The sequence below is a fragment of the Humiphilus diazotrophicus genome (genome assembly GCF_059726315.1).
The window spans coordinates 2119842-2139036 of record NZ_AP040870.1; the positions used below are offsets into that span (position 1 = coordinate 2119842).

Annotated in this window: 12 protein-coding genes and 1 pseudogene; 11 read left to right on the forward strand and 2 right to left on the reverse strand. The window is 53.4% G+C overall.

Translation table 11 applies throughout. The features are described from left to right. Positions 1-344 precede the first annotated feature (344 nt). Entirely contained in the window at positions 345-1424 is a 1080-nt protein-coding gene (locus AC6I7T_RS09895) for a BON domain-containing protein (protein WP_497793213.1), read from the forward strand. A gap of 337 nt (positions 1425-1761) precedes the next feature. Here the strand turns inward: AC6I7T_RS09895 and AC6I7T_RS09900 are convergent, their stop codons facing one another. Both AC6I7T_RS09900 and AC6I7T_RS09905 read right to left on the reverse strand, forming a co-directional pair. Beyond that, positions 1762-5694 carry an Ig-like domain repeat protein gene (locus AC6I7T_RS09900; protein ID WP_497793214.1) on the reverse strand — a complete coding sequence of 1311 codons (3933 nt, stop codon included), beginning with the start codon at positions 5692-5694 and terminating at the stop codon, positions 1762-1764. A gap of 275 nt (positions 5695-5969) precedes the next feature. Next, positions 5970-6554, reverse strand: a complete 585-nt coding sequence (locus AC6I7T_RS09905) for a hypothetical protein (RefSeq protein WP_497793215.1) — start codon at positions 6552-6554, stop codon at positions 5970-5972. 348 nt (positions 6555-6902) lie between these two features. Here AC6I7T_RS09905 and AC6I7T_RS09910 point away from each other — a divergent pair, with 348 nt between their 5' ends. The 10 genes and pseudogenes from AC6I7T_RS09910 to lysC all read left to right on the forward strand — a co-directional run bounded on the left by AC6I7T_RS09910 (position 6903) and on the right by lysC (position 19195). Next, positions 6903-8441: a M16 family metallopeptidase gene (locus AC6I7T_RS09910; RefSeq protein WP_497793217.1), complete on the forward strand. Its 1539-nt coding sequence runs from the start codon at positions 6903-6905 to the stop codon at positions 8439-8441. Continuing rightward, on the forward strand, positions 8438-9886 hold the full coding sequence (locus AC6I7T_RS09915; protein ID WP_497793219.1) for a M16 family metallopeptidase: 1449 nt from the start codon (positions 8438-8440) through the stop codon (positions 9884-9886). Before AC6I7T_RS09910 ends, AC6I7T_RS09915 begins: the two co-directional genes overlap by 4 nt. 4 nt (positions 9887-9890) lie before the next feature. Further along, the gene (glmU, locus tag AC6I7T_RS09920) at positions 9891-11294 is read left to right on the forward strand and encodes a bifunctional UDP-N-acetylglucosamine diphosphorylase/glucosamine-1-phosphate N-acetyltransferase GlmU (RefSeq protein WP_497793221.1); all 1404 of its coding nucleotides are present in this window, start codon (positions 9891-9893) and stop codon (positions 11292-11294) included. 393 nt (positions 11295-11687) lie between these two features. Further along, positions 11688-13409, forward strand: coding sequence for an IS1634 family transposase (locus AC6I7T_RS09925; RefSeq protein WP_497793222.1), 1722 nt, complete (start codon positions 11688-11690; stop codon positions 13407-13409). A gap of 68 nt (positions 13410-13477) precedes the next feature. Further along, positions 13478-13861, forward strand: a pseudogene (locus AC6I7T_RS09930) (DUF1440 domain-containing protein); the annotation flags it as partial. Between the two features lie 188 nt (positions 13862-14049). Beyond that, positions 14050-14541: a transcriptional regulator NrdR gene (nrdR, locus tag AC6I7T_RS09935; RefSeq protein WP_497794586.1), complete on the forward strand. Its 492-nt coding sequence runs from the start codon at positions 14050-14052 to the stop codon at positions 14539-14541. 38 nt (positions 14542-14579) lie between these two features. Beyond that, complete coding sequence (locus AC6I7T_RS09940; protein WP_497793223.1) at positions 14580-15611, forward strand: isocitrate dehydrogenase (NAD(+)); 1032 nt, start codon at positions 14580-14582, stop codon at positions 15609-15611. Between the two features lie 222 nt (positions 15612-15833). Then, complete coding sequence (locus tag AC6I7T_RS09945; RefSeq protein WP_497793224.1) at positions 15834-16595, forward strand: hypothetical protein; 762 nt, start codon at positions 15834-15836, stop codon at positions 16593-16595. Between the two features lie 108 nt (positions 16596-16703). Further along, positions 16704-17771 (forward strand): aspartate-semialdehyde dehydrogenase, encoded by a 1068-nt coding sequence (gene asd, locus AC6I7T_RS09950; RefSeq protein ID WP_497793225.1) that lies wholly within the window; start codon positions 16704-16706, stop codon positions 17769-17771. Beyond that, the gene (gene lysC, locus AC6I7T_RS09955) at positions 17768-19195 is read left to right on the forward strand and encodes a lysine-sensitive aspartokinase 3 (protein WP_497793226.1); all 1428 of its coding nucleotides are present in this window, start codon (positions 17768-17770) and stop codon (positions 19193-19195) included. The genes asd and lysC overlap by 4 nt, the downstream gene beginning before the upstream one ends.

Consider the following 19195-nt stretch of genomic DNA (forward strand, 5'->3'; position numbering starts at 1 on the left):
GTGCTGCCAGTAGTTTAGAGCAAATCCCGTATCGATATTGCTCCGCATAAAGAGGTTAGGCACGGTTTCCTCTAGAGGACAACCAGCAGCGGGTCCCCGTAGATTCGATATACGCCTGTCAGGAGGTTCGCTCCTCGCGTGCACTTCCTTGTGTGATGCGGTCCAAACTTCGACCGGACCAGTTGCTTACAGGGTTGCAGACGCGCAAAATTTCAGGGGGTTAGCCCCTGAAGAAGAGGGAATTTCGATAGGCTGAATACAAATGGCATAGACCAGCGTCTTATAAGAGATGGGACATGGCAGTGGCTAACGGAACTTTTCATTGCAAGAAGGGATTTAAAGAAATGAAAGCAGTGCAAAAAAGAACAGTTCAAATGCTGGGAGCAGCAATGATGGTCCTGCTGCTAGCCTTCAACTCTGGCTGCAAGAAAAGGACCGACACGTCAACCCAGCAGCCAGCAGCCCGTACAGATCAGCAGATCGCCAACGACATTCAGGCAAAGATTAATGGCGAATCAGCCCTCAATGGCCAAAACATTCAGGTCGCTGTTCAGGATGGCAAGGCAACTCTCGCCGGACAGGCAAACGACGACGCCTCCCGTGCTTTGGCCGCAAACGATGCCGGCTCTGTCGATGGCGTCAAGCAGGTAATCAACAACCTCATGGTTCAACCGCCCGCAACCGCCGCAGCACCGCCGGCAGCGGCACCGGCTTCTGAACCGGCACGTGATCGCAACAAGAAGAAGAATGCAGGAACCAGCTATCAGCAGCCTTCTTATCCACAGCAGGCCGCGGCTGCACCGGCTCCGGCTCCTGAACCAGTAAAGACCGTACCACCACCGGCTGCACCTCCGAAGCCCGTGGCGAAAACAGTCACCATTCCGGCTGGAACAGTCATTCCAGTTCGCATGACCGACGCACTGAACAGTCAGACGGCACAGCCCAACCAAAGCTTCCGTGGTGCTCTTTCCGGAGACCTGATTGCCGATGGCATGGTCGCAATTCCCGCGGGTTCTTCCATAATCGGCAGGGTTGTGGACGCGAAGGACGCAGCGCACTTCTCGGGTAGTTCTATGCTGTCGGTCGAGCTCACTACCATCAACGCCCACGGTCAACATCTTCAGGTTGTAACGGATGCTTACACCAAACAGGGTGCGGGACGCGGTAAGAATACGGCGGCAAAGGTTGGCGGCGGTGCCGCTCTCGGCGCCATTATTGGGGCTCTCGCCGGTGGCGGAAAAGGCGCGGCAATCGGCGCAGCTGCCGGTGGTGGATTGGGAGCTGGCGTAAATGGTGTCACTCGTGGCCAGCAGGTGGAAATTGCTCCGGAAACGCTCGTAAACTTCCGTCTGCAATCACCCATTACGGTTACAACTTCGCAGAATATCCGCAGCTACGACAGTACTCAACTACAGCAGCGCTAAGCCAATTTAGCTATTACCCGGAAATAAAGAAGGGGGAGAGTAGGGCGCAGGCCATACTCTCCCCCTTTTTCAATGTCTGATTCCGGCCAAGGAATAGAAAGTTCGCCCTCTCCCTGATATGTGTCGTTTCGCTGTGAATCGGAGACCGACAGCAGATCTGGTGTTGGGCGAAGATTTGGGGCGCCCGAACATCCTTGCAGGATTAATTCCTACGGATACCGATAACGCAACTATCAATCCTTGAGCTGGACCTGCACACATATAAAAGAGGGCCACACCTGGAAAGGAATGGCCCTCTTTGACTAGCAGCTAAGATTTGGTTCTCTTACGGCTTCGGTTATTGCACCGTCACGCGAAGAACCGTGTTGTGCACAACAGTCCCTTGATCGGGAACCTGAGTTGCAGTTGCGGTTACGACGATGTTGTAGCTTCCAGCAGTAGCTGAACTGCCGCCACCTGTACCACCACCTGTACCGCCGGAACCACCACCGCTGCTCTTACTACCACCACAAGCGGTCATTCCACCGATCAGGACCAGGAATAGGAACATCCCCAGCAGATCTCTCCAGCTTCTCCTGCGAGCAGGAATGCTAAAGAGGATGAGTGCGGCCAGGGCAACGCCGCTTCCAAGCCACCAGCGAGGATCTGCCTGATGCTGCAAGCTGCCTGTCGAGGTACTGGTTGTAATCGTTGCTGTTATCTGCTGAGGAGCCGATCCATTCAGCTGAACAGAGTTCGAAGAAAGCGAGCATGTCCCTGTAAATCCGGAAGGTGTCGCACAAGCCAATGTTACCGTTCCGGTATAAGCATTCACGGGGGTAAGGGTTAAGGAGAAAGTAGCAGTGGAACCAGCCTTTACCGCCGCCGCTGCTGGGGCAGGCAGGAAAGTGTAATCCTGCATCAACCCATTTTGGGTTAGCCGCAAGGAAGTGCTTCCGCTGGAGCCTCCAAGGTTATTGTCTCCGGTGTACTGCGCAATAAAGGTATCCGAACCAATTACCAAAGACTTTGCATTCTGCGATAAAGAGAAGGTTGTCGATGCTGTAGCGGTTCCTCCCGATCCGGAGAGAGAAGCAGCACCGAGAGAGGCTCCTGAAGTAAAGAAGTTCACACTTCCGGTTGGAGTCGTGCCCCCGCTTCCGGTGACGGTTGCCGTAAGTTGAAGCGTGTCACTGTCAACCGAAGAGAGAGTCACCTTCGTGTTGCTCGTCCCCGGAACAGAGGACAGAACTGTCACGGCTACAGAATTACTCGTTCCGCCACCATAGTTGGTATCGCCACCATACTTTGCTGTCAGAGTATTTGTTCCGACAACCAAGTTTGAACTCGCACTCTGAGAAAGGTTAGCAACCGAAATGACGCTGCCATTGGTGTCATATCCGGCTGTAAGCGGTGCGGTTCCCAGGATCGCTGTTCCGTTATAAAAAGTTATGTTGCCGCCAGGTTGCACAGCCACAGAACTGGCTTGAACAACTGCGGTCAAGGTAAAGCTTCCTGAGGCCGAAACTGTTGCGGCACTGCTCGCTAAAGTTAAGTTTGTTCCTGCTGCAGAAACTGAGACAGGCAGAGGGATTGAATTAGTATTGCTCGCGTTAAAGCTGGAATCTCCGCTATAGCTGAAAACCAGCGAATGTGATCCTAAGGATAGATTGCTCAAATAAACAGTTGCTATTCCGGTTACATCCAGGGGGAAGACACCTACTACGGTAGAACCATCTTTCACCGTAATAGCTCCGGTAGCCGGAGCGGGCATCTTGGAAAGGAAATCGGAACGAGAACTCGGTGTCCCTATCGCAGTGGGATAAACAGCGGCATCCAAAGCAATGGTGGTACCGTAGCCGATGCTCACATTGCTAAATCCTGTGATGAGGCTCCCCTGCGTGCTGGACTCATAGAGAGCAATCGCGCTGTTTTCCGGATTGACGGTAATCGTTGTAGCAGGAGAGGTACTTCCGGCAAAGATTCCGTCACCGGAATAATGAGCCGTCACACTGTAGGTGCCACCTGGCAATCCGGAAGAACTTGCACTGACAGTATTCTTCCCCTGCGACAAGGTTAGGTATCCATGATTCCCAGCTATAGGACTACCGTTGTTCGTGAGAAACGCAACATCGCCGGTCGGAGTCCCACCGGAACCATTCACTGTTGCGCTGAGGGTCACCGTCTGACCGTGGGTGATGCTGGTGGAACTCAACGATAATGACGTCGTCGTGGACTTAAGAGAAACAGTGTTCCAGTTACTTACCAGCTGACCGGCATCGACACTTCCTATTCCGGTCGCCAGATCATATCCAGTCTTTGCGGGATAACCGGAAAGATATCGAATTCCATTGATCGTAGGACCTGTGCAATCAGCCGTTCCAGCCGCACAAGCTACAGCATTTCCGCCAACGGTTATGTCGTGGAAGCTCGCAGGTTTCTGTGTCGCTAAGGGATAAAGAACAGCATTTGCGACACCCTGAGCGCCATACTTCTGCACCACGAGTGCCAGAATCCCGGCCATGGCAGGAGAAGCAGCTGAAGTTCCGCCTACCCCGGTAAACGGCAATGGGGAGGTCAAGCTGTTTGGATTTACATTTGCCGGACAATCGTCCGATGAAGCACAAACAGCGTAGGTACTGGAATTCAGACCAGTGGCAGCAAACAGAGAGACATCGGGAATATCTCTCACACCATCGGAGGGCACGCCGTTACCGGCTTGCCACGAGGGCTTCGAGTATCCGAGGCAAGAACCAGAATTGTTCACAAAGGCGCAAGTGCTGGGACCGCCTCCACCTGCACTGATGTTTGGATTCGCCGTTCCTTGATTTCCAGTTGGGTCCGAATCGTTCCAAACCTTCTCGGGGATGTATTTCAAAGCAGAACTGAAATCGGCATTGTTATTCGGAGGGGAAATAGAAAGATCTTTCCAGTAATTCCAAATAGAATTCGGGTCGCTGTAATAAAAATCGGTCCCGCCGACAGCGAGGTTATAAGGGGTAGAGGCGAAACCACTCACCGCTAGTCCCTGCTGCGCAGTGGTGTATTTATTCGGATCATCGCACGTGGCCGATCCACTGTCTCCAGAGGCGACAACAATGGTCATACCCGCTGCGGCCGCTTGTTCATAAAGACCAAGGATTTCTTGATTGCCGGAGTTTCCGAGACTGGTTTCGCAGGCACCAAAGCTGACATTCAGGACCTGCACCTGATTGTCTTCAATAGCGCGGATAAGAGCTAAATCGAGGCCATAGCCGACATTCGTATCTGCTGCTGTATAGAAATTAATGGTGGCCTTCGGCGCTACCGCACCGGCGATCTCGACATCGAGATAGGCCTCGAGTGAATCATTTGTGATGCCGGGATCATTCCCGTCAATAATGACGTTTGGAGTATTTGCAGGAAGGCCGAAGACTGAGCGGTAATTGTTAACGTAACTGAGATCGATATTGGAATCGCCGACAACGCCAATCGTTACTCCCGTTCCATTCGTACCTGCGCTCTGGAGCGATGACACGTTATAGATAGTATTCAGGTCGCCTGGAGTAACGGCAAAGAAATAGCTGGAACCACCATTGCTGGGATCATTGAATTGCGGAGTCGCCTTATGGCTCGTGGGATCCAGATTCATCTTGCCGAGAGTTTTTACCAACGGTTTCGGCCGGAAATTATTCAGCGATACCAAGCCTCTTACTACCGGAGATAATGCCGCAGGAATCTGCGGATCGGCAGTATTGGCGAAGTGCTTTTCTCCATTTACGACAAAGCTATGGATGCTGGTATGGAAAGCCTTCTGCACCTGACCGACAGTACCGGAGAACTCAATTGCAGTTCGTCCCTTGAGCACCCTCGAGACTGAAAAGCCTTGCTGTTGCAACCAGCCGCTAACGGCTTGAACATCTGAGTCTGCAGGACCATAAAGCTTCCCGAACTGCTCCGGAGTAAGCCATTTGTGAAAGTTCGGAGAGGCTGGATTGTGCACATCTTCAAGGAACTGCTTGAGTGCAGTTTCCTGCTCGGAGCTTCGCTGCAGTACCAACAGCATTCTTTCCGCAGGCGTATCGAGCGATGCCTGTCCTCTGTCGAACTGCGCGCGTGCTAAGGGATGGACATTCCCCCGCAACGTAATTCGCGAGTTCTCGTCTATTGCTTGTGTGATGTGGGGAACTTGGCTTCCGCCAGCGAATGCAGCTGACGTCTGCTGGGCCCTCAGAAGTTGTGCAAACATAGCCACACCAAGGAGCGAACTTGCTGTGACTAGCTTCAGGAAAGCAGAGCAATTGCGTACCATAGCTATCCTAAGAACACCTGGGTTATGGTTCTCCACTCGCACAAACAACGATAAATTTACGTTTTGTTGATAAGAAGAGAACGGCTAGACAACGCAAGACCGTTGGGGTCCCCTCCTCGCGGAGCACCGTGAGGCGGGATGGTAGATGGATATCTCGAAGCAAATTCCGGATATCAAGTTGCCTGAATACAGAGATTTAGAAAAGAGTTGCGCATAGAACTCTAATGGATTGTAGATCTTCCAATGAGCCACCAAATCTCAAATAGTGAATACCTCTAGGATCCTAATCCTTCTATCGTTATCCATCGGTTGTCACGATAAATGTGCAGCACGGACGAGTGTTCGATGACGGAATCTTCGATGCCGTCGTGATCGAAGCGTTGACCGGGAGCAAATTGCCGGAGTCTGGAGGGTGAGGCTGTATCAATGCCCCAGGAATAGCCTAAACGGCCACCGACATTTGTAGGCACCAAGCGGTCTAGATCCCGATAGGATGCCAATTCTACCGGTACGCCGATACCATCGCGAAAGACCAGAAGAGCCGACTCTCCATCGTGGGAGCACAAAACCGCCCAATCTTCGTGGCCTGCCTGATAGAAAGCACCATGAATCACATTCTCAGGCCGGCGAGCCTCCCAAGTCTGAGGCACCATACAGCTGCGCTGAGCCAAAACACTACGCACGGAAGGCGGCAATTCCGGAAAAGAAGAAAGAGGAAGCCGCCGAAGCCGATAAGGACGAGATTGCCCGGCGATCTGCAACTGCCCGGCTTCTATCTGCTCTTTGTCCTGCTCCTGCCCCCTCGTCTCACTTGCCGGGATTAACACCATCAATACAACGAGAATGACGATCGTTCTCACTAAGCTCACCGCAGAAAAGGTATTGTAAATCCAGCTAAGGACCGGACAGCCAAAAGGCGGTCAGCTGGTGAAGCGGTCAGCTAAAAACCGGTCAGCGTCGCTTCGTTCCTAGAAGAAAATCCTCTTCTCCAGTCATAAGCTATGGCCGTGTTTTGAAAACCAGCAGATTTGAATCATGCATGAACACCTTGTGCTAACAGAAGCGAAGCGACGCTGACCGGCTCTTAGCTGACCGAACTTTGGCTGACCGCTTTACCAGCTGTCCGCTTTACCAGCTGTCCGCTTTACCAGCTGTCCGCTTTTTAGCTGCTCCTTTATCGCTTATCCTTAGCAACGAGAGGATGCTCTATGCCTTTATCGTTTCGCACTTTCGTCGGAGGCCTGGTTCTGTTCGCAGCCAGCGCTCTGGCGACTCAGGGACAGGATCTGCAGTCGTTTGAAAAGCGGATTACGACCAAAGTGTTGCCCAATGGCCTGACCATCATCATCTGTGAACGCCCGGAAGCTCCGGTTTTCTCTTATTGGACTTTTGTCGATGCCGGCGATGTAGACGACCCTAGCGGCCAGTCGGGAATAGCCCACATGTTCGAGCATCTCGCCTTTAAGGGGACTACGAATATCGGCACAAAAGATTATGCCGCCGAAAAAACAGCCCTGGACAAGGTCGAATCGACCTACGCAGCTTACGACTACGAGTTCCGTAAGCGGGTAGGACAAGATCCGGCAAAACTGGCCCAACTCAAGACCGCCTTCGAAGAGGCTCGCAAAGAAGCCGATCAGTATGTAATACCTAACCAGTTCACGCAGATAGCCGAAGATAACGGAGCTGTCGGCCTGAATGCATCTACCGGCCTCGACGAGACACAGTACTTCTGGAGCATGCCTTCCAACCGCCTGGAGCTCTGGGCCTATCTGGAAAGCGATCGCCTCGCCAACACCGTCCCTCGCGAGTTCTACAAGGAGCGGGATGTGGTGATGGAGGAGCGCCGCATGCGTACCGACTCCAACCCGATCGGACGAATGGTTGAACAATTCCTGGCTACGTCTTATGTAGCGCACAACTATGGAAGATCCGGCATCGGCTGGCCCAGCGAACTAAGCCAGATCACAGCTTCGGAAGCCATGGCCTTTCATCGCAAGTACTACATCGGCTCCAACATCGTGGTTGCTGTAGTTGGCGACGTAAAAGCCAGCGAAGCCATGCCTGTCCTGGAGAAATACTTCAGCAAGGTTCCTGGCGGCCAAAAGCCCGAAGAGATGACAACCATCGAACCGAAGCAGTTCGCAGAGAAGTCGGTCATCTTGAAAGAACAGTCGCAGCCCTTCTACCTGGAAGGCTATCATCGCCCCGATTATCGTGACCCGGATGATGCCGTTTACGCCGCGATTACCGATATCATGTCCAATGGCCGCACATCGAGGCTCTATCGCAGCCTTGTTCGTGACCAGCAGATCGCAGCAGATGCTGAAGGCTTCAGCGGATTTCCCGGGGACAAATATCCAGGGCTTTTCGCTTTCTATGCCATGCCTCTTCCCAATCACACTCCAGACCAGATGAAAGAGGCTATCCACAAGGAAATCGATAAACTGAAGGCCAGCGACGTCAGCGACGAAGAGCTTGCAAACTTCAAGACTCGCGCACGTGCTTCATTGATCTATGGCCTGGGGAACAACGAAGGTTTAGCCGACCAACTGGCAAGCTTCCAGACTCGCTATGGAGATTGGAGAGAACTCTTCCACCAGCTGGACCGAATCGACAAGGTGTCGAAAGCCGACATTCGCCGCGTGGCGAATAGGGTCTTCGTCCCCACGAATCGCACCTACGCCATGATCGAAACCGAGGCACCTAAGCAACCGGCCGCAGCCGAAAAGGGAGAATCAAAGTGAAGAAGATCTTTGGGATCATCCCCGTCGCCCTCCTTACCCTGGTACTGCCCGGTGTTGCACAAAATACGCGCCCATGGGAACAGATTTCCGTTCCCAAGCTCCACGCTTTCAACCCCCAGCAGCCTAAGCGGGTAGTCTTGCCAAACGGCATTGTTCTCCTCCTTCAAGAGGACCACGAGCTGCCGGTCGTAAGCGGCTTCTTCGAAGTTCGAGGCGGTTCACGCGATGAGGATCCCGCCAAGGCCGGTCTGGTCGATCTCTATGGCCAGACCTGGAGAACAAGCGGAACAGCAACACAGGATGGAGACTCACTCGACGACCTGCTCGAATCGAAGGCTGCAAAGATCGAAACCAACGGAGACATCGACTCAACCTCCGTAAGTTGGAATTGCCTGAAGTCTGATTTCGACCAGGTACTTTCGCTTTCTATCGATCTTTTACTGCATCCCGCCTTCAAGGACAGCAAACTGCAACTTGCCAAGCAGCAGGAAGCCACCGGCATCATGCGCAGAAACGACGATGCCGGCGAGATTGCAAACCGGGAGGCAGCCAAGCTGGTCTACGGAGCCGCCAACCCCTATGCCCGACAGACTGAATTTGCGACGATCATGCCCATCACGATCGCCGACCTTGCAGCCTGGCACAAGAAGACAGTGGTTCCGAACAACATCGTTATCGGAGTTACAGGAGACTTCGATTCCGCAGCTGTTCAGCACAAGCTCGAAGAGGCACTCGGCAGTCTTCCCAAGGGAACCCCATGGAAGCCTGTAGAGCCTAAATTCGAGGGGCCCAAACCCGGCTATTACTTCGTCGACAAGCAGGATGTGAACCAATCCAACATCCGCATCGTAGGTTTGGGAACGCTACGCAGCAATCCCGATTACCCGGCTCTTTATGTGATGAATACGATCCTGGGTGGGGGTTTTGGTTCACGCCTCTTCCAGCAAGTCCGTACTCGCTTGGGATACGCTTACGCCGTTGGCGGTGGCTATGGTGCCTCCTATGATCACCCAGGCATGTTCCGCGCCATGGCCGGAACCAAAAGCGAAACTACGGACGATGCCATTCAGGCAGTCCTGCAACAAGTCGATGGCATGAAAACTCAGCCGGTAACAGAAGATGAGCTGAAAAAGGCCAAGGATTACATCCTGAACTCCTTCATCTTCGAATACGACTCGAAAGATAAGATCCTTGCAGCCAGGGCCAGACTGGAGTTCTACGGATACCCGGCGGATTACATTGAGAAGTTCCACGATGCCGTGGAGAAAGTAACCATCCCCGATGTAGAGCGGGTAGCAAAAAAATATATTGATACCAGCAAAATGGCTATTCTGGTGGTCGGCAACTCGTCTGAGATCAAGCCACCCCTAAGCAAGCTTGGTACCGTCCAACCGATTGACATAACTATCCCAATGCCTTCGGGCATGGGCGGAAAGGGTGAATAATCCCGTGAAGTTCGCCGTTATTATTATGGCCGCGGGTAAGGGCACGCGGCTGAAATCCAGACGCCCTAAGGTACTGCACGAAATTGGTGGCCGTGCCCTCTTGGCACATGTCATCTCCGCTGCGTCACAGATTGTGCCGCCGGAAGATATCTTTGTCGTCATCGGACATGAAGCCGAACGGGTAAAAAGCGCGGTCGCTTCCACCGGAGTGCAATTTGTATTGCAACAGGAGCAGCGCGGCACTGGACACGCTATCCAGTGCGCGGCACCGCACGTTAAGGATTATGATCATCTGCTGGTTCTCTCCGGCGATGTTCCCCTCATTCGTACGCAAACAATTCGTCAACTGCGCGACTTCCATATCGAAAAACACGCAGCCATGACGATTCTTACAACCGCCCCGGAAAATCCCTTTGGATATGGCCGCGTCATTCGCAGTCATCACGATCCCATCGAAGTAACCTCAATTGTGGAACAGAAGGCTCTGACTCCGGAACAGGAACGGATACATGAAATCAATTCAGGTATCTACGCCTTCAGGAAAGATGACCTTTTCGATCATCTGGGCTTCTTGAAAACGGAAAATAGCCATCAGGAGTACTACCTCACCGACATGGCCAAATTGCTGGTCTCTGCACACAAACGTGTCACGGCCATGCAGATTGAGCGTCATGAGGAGGTCCTGGGAGCCAATACCATTGCCGAGCTGGTCGCTCTGGACAGCACGTTTCGAGCGGAAGCTGCAAAGCGGCTTATGGATTCCGGGGTTACTATTTACAAACCGGAAACCTGCGTCATTGATGCAGAGGTAACAATTGGCCCGGATACTATTATCGAGCCATTTGTCCAACTACTCGGAAAGACCAGGATCGGTGAAAACTGCCGCATCCGGTCCTACTCTGTCCTGGAAAATGCCACGATTGGGAACGAAGTCCTTATCCGCAATGGCTGCATTATTGCCAATTCACAGATCGGCAGCCATGCACTGATTGGGCCTTACTCGCATGTCCGTCCAGACAGTGTGATTGGAGAGAAAGCCCACATCGGCAATTTCGTTGAGACAAAGAAGGTGAAGATTGGAGAAGGCTCCAAGGCGAACCATCTGACATATCTTGGCGATGCTGAAATCGGCAGCGGTACCAATATCGGCGCAGGTGTAATTACCTGCAATTACGACGGCGTCCACAAGCACAAGACCGAGATCGGCAATCAGGTCTTCGTCGGTAGTGACTCGACCCTCGTTGCTCCTGTCTCCGTCGGGGACGGGGCCTATGTCGCAGCAGGTTCTTGCATCACGGACAATGTTCCACCGGATGCTCTTGCTCTGGGCCGTTCCCGTCAGGTCACAAAGCCGGAATGGGTTAGCAATCGTCGCGCACAGGCGGTTGCAGCGAAAGAATCAAAGTAGATAAACCAGCAAAGAGGGGAGAGTGTACGAGCTTCAGTCTCGTACACTCTCCCCTTTGCTGTTCTCAAGCTTCTACCTGCGTTAGGGCATTTTGTCTGCATCAGAACTTCCCAGGAACATGGCTTCCAGGCGATAGGACAAAGACGATGCGTGATGTATTCAAGGGAGCTCTGGCCGGTTTGGCCGGGGGAATCGCAGGCTCAGCAGCTAACCCAACTTCCGCAGTTTGAGGTAGGCGAAGACTATTTTCGTAACCATTTGAGTACCTAGGAAGCAGCAAGTGACTTTGTTTGCAGTGAGGTCTTAGGGGAAGGATGGCTGCGATGAGCAAAAACACGATGTAGTGACGACCAACCCACTTGAATCTCGGCAGATAGTGGGTAGCATGGCGGCATGTACTTGCGGCGCTGCTACCGAAGCAAGGACGGTAAACGGCATGCGTATTGGGCCTTGGTGCAGAGTTGTCGCACGGCACGAGGACCGCGCCAGCGAGTTATAGCCTGGCTAGGCGCGATGGACGAGCAAGGGCGTCTGGGTATCAAGCATTGCGCCGAACAACAGGAGGAGCGTCAGCCCGGGCTGTTTAGCCAACCTGCAGCAGAGTGGGTCGAGGTCGATCTCAAACGGGTGCGGGTGGAACGGAAGCGAGAGTTTGGTGGACCGTGGATAGGCTTGGAGCTGATGCGACGTTTGCAGCTGGATCAGTTTTTCGCCGAGCACCTACCCTCTGGACGAGAGCCGGTACCGTGGCCTTTGATGGCGATGGTGCTGGTGTTGGGACGGCTCTGTTCCCCTTCCAGCGAATTGGGTGTAGCGGAGCGTTTCTACGAATCCAGCGCGTTGTCCGATCTGCTGGGAGTCCCTGCAGAGAAGGTCAACGAGGACCGCTTGTATCGGGCGTTGGATGCGCTATTACCCCACAAGGCAGAGCTGGAAAAGCATCTAAAGGAGAGGCTGGGCGAGTTATTCACGCTGGATTATGACCTGTTGCTTTACGACGTGACCAGCACTTATTTCGAAGGACAAGTAAAGGGCAACCCACAAGCCCAGCGAGGGTACTCCCGAGACCATCGTTCTGACTGTAAGCAGGTCAACATCGCACTGGTAGTAAGTCGTTGCGGAATGCCGTTGGGCTACGAAGTGTTCGCGGGCAATCGACATGATTCGACTACAGTCGAAGAGATCGTGCAGCATGTAGAGAAGCTGTACGGACGCGCCAATCGTATCTGGGTAATGGATCGTGGCATGGTTAGCGAAAACAACGTAGCGTTCTTGCGTGAAGGTGGACGGCGCTACATCTTAGGCACGGCCAAACAATCGTTGCGAAAGTTCGAGCGGGAACTGTTGGCCACCGATTGGCAACAGGTACAGGAGGGGCTGGAAGTACGAATCCTTCCAGCACCAGAAGGCGAGGAAGTTTTTATCCTGTGCCGCAGTCGGGAGCGGCAGGGCAAAGAGCAAGCTATGCATGACCGTTTCGAAGCACGCATCGAACAGGGATTAAACAAGCTTGCAACCAGTTGCTCGAAGAAAAAACAGCACCCCTTGGTAGTAGCCAATCGGGTGGGACGATTGTTGGGCGAGAATACGCGAGCCGCAGGTTTATTTGATGTTCAGGTGGAACAACAACCAGATGGCCGGGCTCAGCTGCGTTGGAGCAAGGTGGAAGCTTGGCGTCAATGGGCTCGCTTGAGTGAAGGCTGCTATATGCTGCGCAGTAACGTTGTCGATTGGAGTGGTGAGGATCTGTGGCGAGCCTATATTCAGCTGACCGAAGCCGAAGCTGCTTTTCGGGTTCACAAGAGTGATTTATCCATCCGCCCAGTCTGGCATCACAAGCAAGGCCGCGTGGAAGCACACATTCTGGTTTGCTTCCTGGCCTACGTGCTCTGGAAAACTCTGGCTGCCATGTGTCGTCAAGCTGGCCTGGGCGACGAACCCCGGCAGGTATTCCATATCCTGTCGGAGATTGCCTTGGTGGATGTTGTACTCCCCACTCGCAGCGGGCAGGAGCTTCGCAAACGCTGCATCAGCCAACCCTCCGAGCACCAACAGATCCTCTTGCACCGGTTAGCTCTTAAGTTATCCACTACACTGGAAATTTCACCAATGTAGTGGAAACTTTCACAAAGTCACGCTGAAAACAAAACTCTTACCGTTCTAACTGCGGAAGTTGGGCTAAGGCTTATGCGGAAAAGCTCATTCCGCCAAGAACCGAAGGCCAGGCACCGCCACCAGTTGTTCTGGTGGAGCGAACTGTCGAACATCCTCTTGATGAAAAAGAGAAAATAGTAGCCGCTCAGGGTCTTCACTGGGTCTTTGGAGCCTTTATTGGCGCAATCTACGGGGCGGTTGTGGAGTTCCGGCCGAAGGCCAAGGCTGCAAACGGCATCGCTTTTGGACTACTACTGAACCAGTTGACTCATGAAGGAATACTTCCCGCTTATGGGCTTGCAGCCACAGTTCCCGAACAACCGCGGAAGGGAAAACTGAGCGAACGGACCACTCACGCAATTTATGGAGCGGTCACGGAGCTAGTACGATCTGGAGTCCGCCGTCGGCTCTAATTCCCGGATGCAGGACAACTCGCACATATTCAAAGACTAAGGCACCTCTGCGGCTAATCCCCTCTCACTCATGAATTCATGTGGAAATGCTATAGAATCCGGCTATAGCGTTGTCGATATTCGATGTGGCCCAAAGAGACGGATACAAGACCTTCCAGCCGCAATCGACAAGAAACGCCGTAGCTACGATGAAATGTCCTTACTGTGGGTTTACGCAAGACCGGGTTGTTGATTCGCGCGAGAGCAAAGAGGCGGAGTCCATCCGGCGGCGCCGCGAATGTGAGCGGTGCAACAAGCGCTTCACTACCTATGAGCGCATCGACGAGATTCCTTACATGGTCGTCAAGAAAGATGGCCGCCGGGAAAAGTTTGAACGGCAAAAAGTATTAAGCGGTCTTCTGAAGGCCTGCGAAAAGCGGCCTATCTCCGCGGGAAAACTCGAAACAATTGTCAATGAAACCGAATCCTTCTTGATGGACTCGCCTGAACGGGAGAGGACAACCAAGGAGATCGGCGAGCTGATCATGGATCAGCTCAAGGGACTGGATACTGTCGCCTATATTCGTTTCGCCAGCGTGTACCGTGATTTCACGGACGTGCGCGAATTCAAGGAAGAATTAGAACAACTGCTAACCAGCAGAGACTCAGCTCGAAGGAAGAATAACCAAACGAAAACCTAACCCGCATTTGTATCCAAAACTGGAGAAAATACAACAATATGGCAAGTGGCAAGGTGCACAAGGTAACGCTCATCCCCGGCGACGGCATCGGCCCGGAGGTCTCAAATGCAGTCATACGTATTCTTAAAGCATCCGGCGTGAAATTCGACTGGGAGCGCTACGATGCAGGGGCGGATGCCTTTGCAAAGCATAACGAATACATTCCCAAAGAACTTTACGATTCCATCGAGAAAAATCGTGTCGCCCTCAAGGGCCCGGTAACGACCCCCATCGGGGGTGGCTTTAAATCCATCAACGTTACCCTGCGAAAGAAATTCGAACTCTATGCAAACTTCCGGCCAGTAAAGAATCTTCCCGGCCTGGAGACTAAATATCCCGGCGTCGATCTCATCATCATCCGCGAGAACACTGAAGGTTTATACGTCGGTCTGGAACATGAAGTCGTTCCCGGCGTCATCGAGAGCCTTAAAGTCATTACAGAAAAAGCCTCGACGCGGATTGCCCGCTTTGCCTTTGAATACGCAAAGAAACACGGCCGCAAGAAGATTCATGCGATTCATAAAGCCAACATCATGAAGCTCTCCGACGGGCTCTTTCTGAGCTGCTCCCGCAAGGTCTCGGAGTCCTTTCCTCAAATCACCTATGCAGAGCACATCATCGACAACACTTGCATGCAATTGGTCATGAATCCTTACCAATACGACATGCTGTTGCTTGAAAATCTGTATGGTGACATCGTCAGCGACCTCTGCGCGGCCTTTGTCGGCGGCTTAGGCCTGGTGCCTGGAGCGAATATCGGCGCTCAGTGTGCCATCTTCGAAGCGGTACACGGTTCCGCTCCCGATATTGCAGGCAAGGACATTGCGAATCCAACAGCGCTGCTGCAATCAGCAGTCCTGATGCTGCGCCACCTTGACGAAGGAGACGCTGCCGACCGCATTCAAACGGCACTGGAGAAGGTCTATGGCGAGAAGAAAGCACTTACCAAAGATGTAGGCGGCAGCTCCGGAACCAGCGCTTTTGCCGATGCGGTTGTCGCAGCTGTCGAAGAAACTGCTGCCCGGTCTTAGTTTCAGGATCTGCGGCGGAACAAAACACAAGATCGGTGCGACACGGACTCACATAAGCTATCGCCGCATGTGAGACGAAACACCATTGAGGCTTTGATTTCGCCGCCAGCCACAACCGAAGAGTACCGGCAGAACTCCGGTGTCATTCGGAATGTGGCACTCCTTTGATCGTGCCTTCGGCACACTTACCAAGAGTTTAAGAGCTAGGAGCCAAAGCTATTCATGAAGCAAATACTCATTTTCGGCTTAGCGATCATAGTTCTATCCGGAATTCCTGGTTGCAAGAGCAAAGCGGGACCGGAACGCGAAGGACAACCAGCAATAACCCGCCCCCTGGCGAAAATTGACTGGAACACGGCTGGAACAGTCACCGGCACAGTGAAGTTTTCCAAGAAAGCTCCGCCACCGGTTGAAATAGATATGGCACAAGACCCTGTCTGCGGTCTTGCCGCAACGAACATGAGCGAACAGTTCGTCGTGCACAATGGCAAGATGTCCAATGTCTTTGTGTACATCAAGGACGGTTTGGGCAATGTCAGGTATCCCATTCCGCAGAAACCCGTGATCCTCGACCAGAAAGGCTGCCGGTATGTCCCTCACGTCATCGGCGTCGTGGTGGGTCAGCCGGTCGAGTTCACGAACAGCGATGCCACGATGCACAACGTGCACATGATGCCTCAAATTGGCGGGAACCAGGGTGTCGACATCTCCCAGTCACCTAAGGGTGGAACCACCGCACGAACCTTCTCCAAACCGGAGCTGATGATTCCGGTTCGCTGCAACAATCACCCATGGATGCAGGCATTTATCAACATTTCCGAAAATCCGTTCTTCGCCGTCAGCGATGAAAACGGACATTTTGAGATCAAGGGGCTGCCTCCCGGAACCTACACTCTGGGACTTGTGCACGAATCTTTGGGCGAGAAAAGCGTAACTGTCACGGTGAAAAGCCAGCAGGCAACAACGCAGGATTTCCAGTTCTAGAGTTTCAAAAAGAAAGATCTGATCCCGCGATATAGAACGACATTGGGGCGGATACACATTTGTACGGTTCGAAACCCGCCCCAGTACGTTAAAATTTTCACCAATCCCATGCAAACGAAACGGCAAATCGGCATTTTAGGTGCGACCGGCATGGTCGGACAGAGATTCATCCAATTGATCGAAAACCATCCCTGGTTTGAGATCACATGGCTCGCGGCAAGCGATAAGTCCAGCGGCAAGAAGTACATAGATGCCGCCAAGTGGAAGCTCGACACTCCTTGCCCCAAGCGGATCGCTGAGATGACTGTCTCTCCCGCCACTCCGAAGGGTGCGCCGAAGATTATCTTTGCGGCGCTCGATGCGGACATCGCCCGCGAGCTGGAACCCCAGTTCGCCGAGGCTGGATGTGCGGTTATCTCGAACTCTAGCGCCTTTCGAATGCATCCGAACGTGCCGTTAGTGATCCCCGAAGTTAATGCGGAACACCTGCATCTGGTTGAAGAGCAGGAATGGCGCAAGAAGTCGGGTGGATACATCGTCACCAATCCCAACTGCTCGACCATTGGTCTGGTTATGGCGCTGAAACCGCTTGAAGAACGTTTCGGCATTGAACAGATCTTTGTCACCACGATGCAGGCGGTAAGCGGCGCGGGATATCCCGGCGTGGCCTCCATGGACATTCTGGGCAATGTTGTGCCCTTTATTAAGGGCGAAGAAGAGAAGATGGAAGCCGAGACCCTCAAGCTTCTCGGTCACTGGGAAGGCCACGAGGTCAAGCCCCTGGACGCAAGGATGAGCGCTCATTGCAACCGTGTCCCTGTCGAAGACGGCCACACGGAAAGCGTCTCCATCAAGCTCAAGAAGAAAGCGACGAAGGAAGAGATTCTAGCCGCCTGGGCCGAATTCCAGCCCTTGAAGGGGCAAACTCTTCCCATGGCTCCGGAACAGCCCGTAGAGTGGCTCTCCGCCCCAGATCGTCCCCAACCGAGATTAGATCGAATGCGTGGCAACGGCATGGCTGCCTCCGTGGGTCGCTTGCGGCCCTGCGGCCTGTTGGACTGGAAGTTCACGGTCCTGTCACACAACACGATTCGCGGCGCTGCTGGCGCGGCAATCGTAAATGCGGAATTGCTGGCCTCCCTAGGCAAGCTTGATCCGCTACCGGTGCACGCATGAGCTTAACGTTAATGAAGTTTGGTGGTACGTCCGTCGAAGATGCGGCGGCGATGGAGCGGACAGCAAAGATCGTAGCTGGACGCATAGCGCGCGGGAAACGGCCAGTCGTAGTCGTCAGCGCAATGGCAAAGGTAACAGACCAGCTGTTGGCAGCAGCAGCAGCAGCAGGCCGTGGAGACCGCAGCGGAGCTCTGGCCATCAGTGCCCGGCTTCGCGCCCGTCACCGCGACACAGCAGCCGAATTACTCTCTCCCCGGGGAGCAGCCCTCATGCAAGCCTGGCTGGATGAGAAATTCGACAGCCTGGATGAGATTCTTCGTGGTCTCGCCGCCATCCTGGAACTAACCCCTCGCATTTCCGATCTCGTAGTCAGCTACGGGGAACGGCTCTCCAGCAAGATGATTGCCTCGGGTTTCGCCGAGCGTGGAATCAAGGCTATCCACGTTGACTCACGCGATTGCATCATCACCGACTCGCAATATCAAAAGGCCACTCCACAGGAGGAACTGATTGAAAAGCGCTGTGCTGAGAAGGTTCGCCCCCTGGTAGACGCCGGTCAAGTGCCGGTAATGGGCGGTTTCATTGCTTCGAATGAAGCAGGTGTCACAACCACTCTCGGCCGGGGCGGCTCGGACTTCACCGCAGCACTTATCGGTGGAGCTATGAACGCCGAATCCATTGAAATCTGGACGGATGTGAACGGCATCATGACGACAGATCCTCGTGTCTGTCCCGATGCTCTGCGCGTAAAGGTCGTCAGCTTTGAAGAGGCTGCCGAAATGGCTTACTTCGGAGCCAAAGTTCTTCATCCTGCAACGATTCTTCCCGCAGTCAAGAAAAACATTCCGGTGCTCGTCCTGAATTCCAGGAATCCTGAGAATGAAGGAACACGCATCATTTCACTGGCTCCGCACTGCAAGAGCCCCTTCAAGTCGATTGCGGTAAAGAAAAAGCTCTCCATTATCGATGTTGTCGCCAGCCGCATGCTGATGACCCACGGATACCTGAAGGAGATCTTCACGGTATTCGATAAGCATCAGTGCGCCGTCGATATGGTCTCGACTTCCGAAGTCAGCGTTTCTCTGACCGTAGATTCGACAGATAAGCTGCCCGCTATCGCAGCCGATCTGAGCAAGCATGCCGATGTGAAGTACGAGGGCAAGAAAGCTCTTGTCTGTCTGGTCGGAGAGAACATTCGTGGACAGAACGGCATTGCCGTGCAGGTATTCAATGCCGTAAGCCACATCAACGTGCGAATGATCTCCCAGGGAGCAAGCGAGATCAACATGAGCTTCATGATCGAAGAGGAGGATGCAGATGAGGCGGTACGCTCTCTACATGCAGCCTTCTTCAAGGATCCCGATCCTGACATCTTCGACGTAGAGGCACGCGCTGCCGCTGCTCCTGCTGCAGGGGCCAAATAG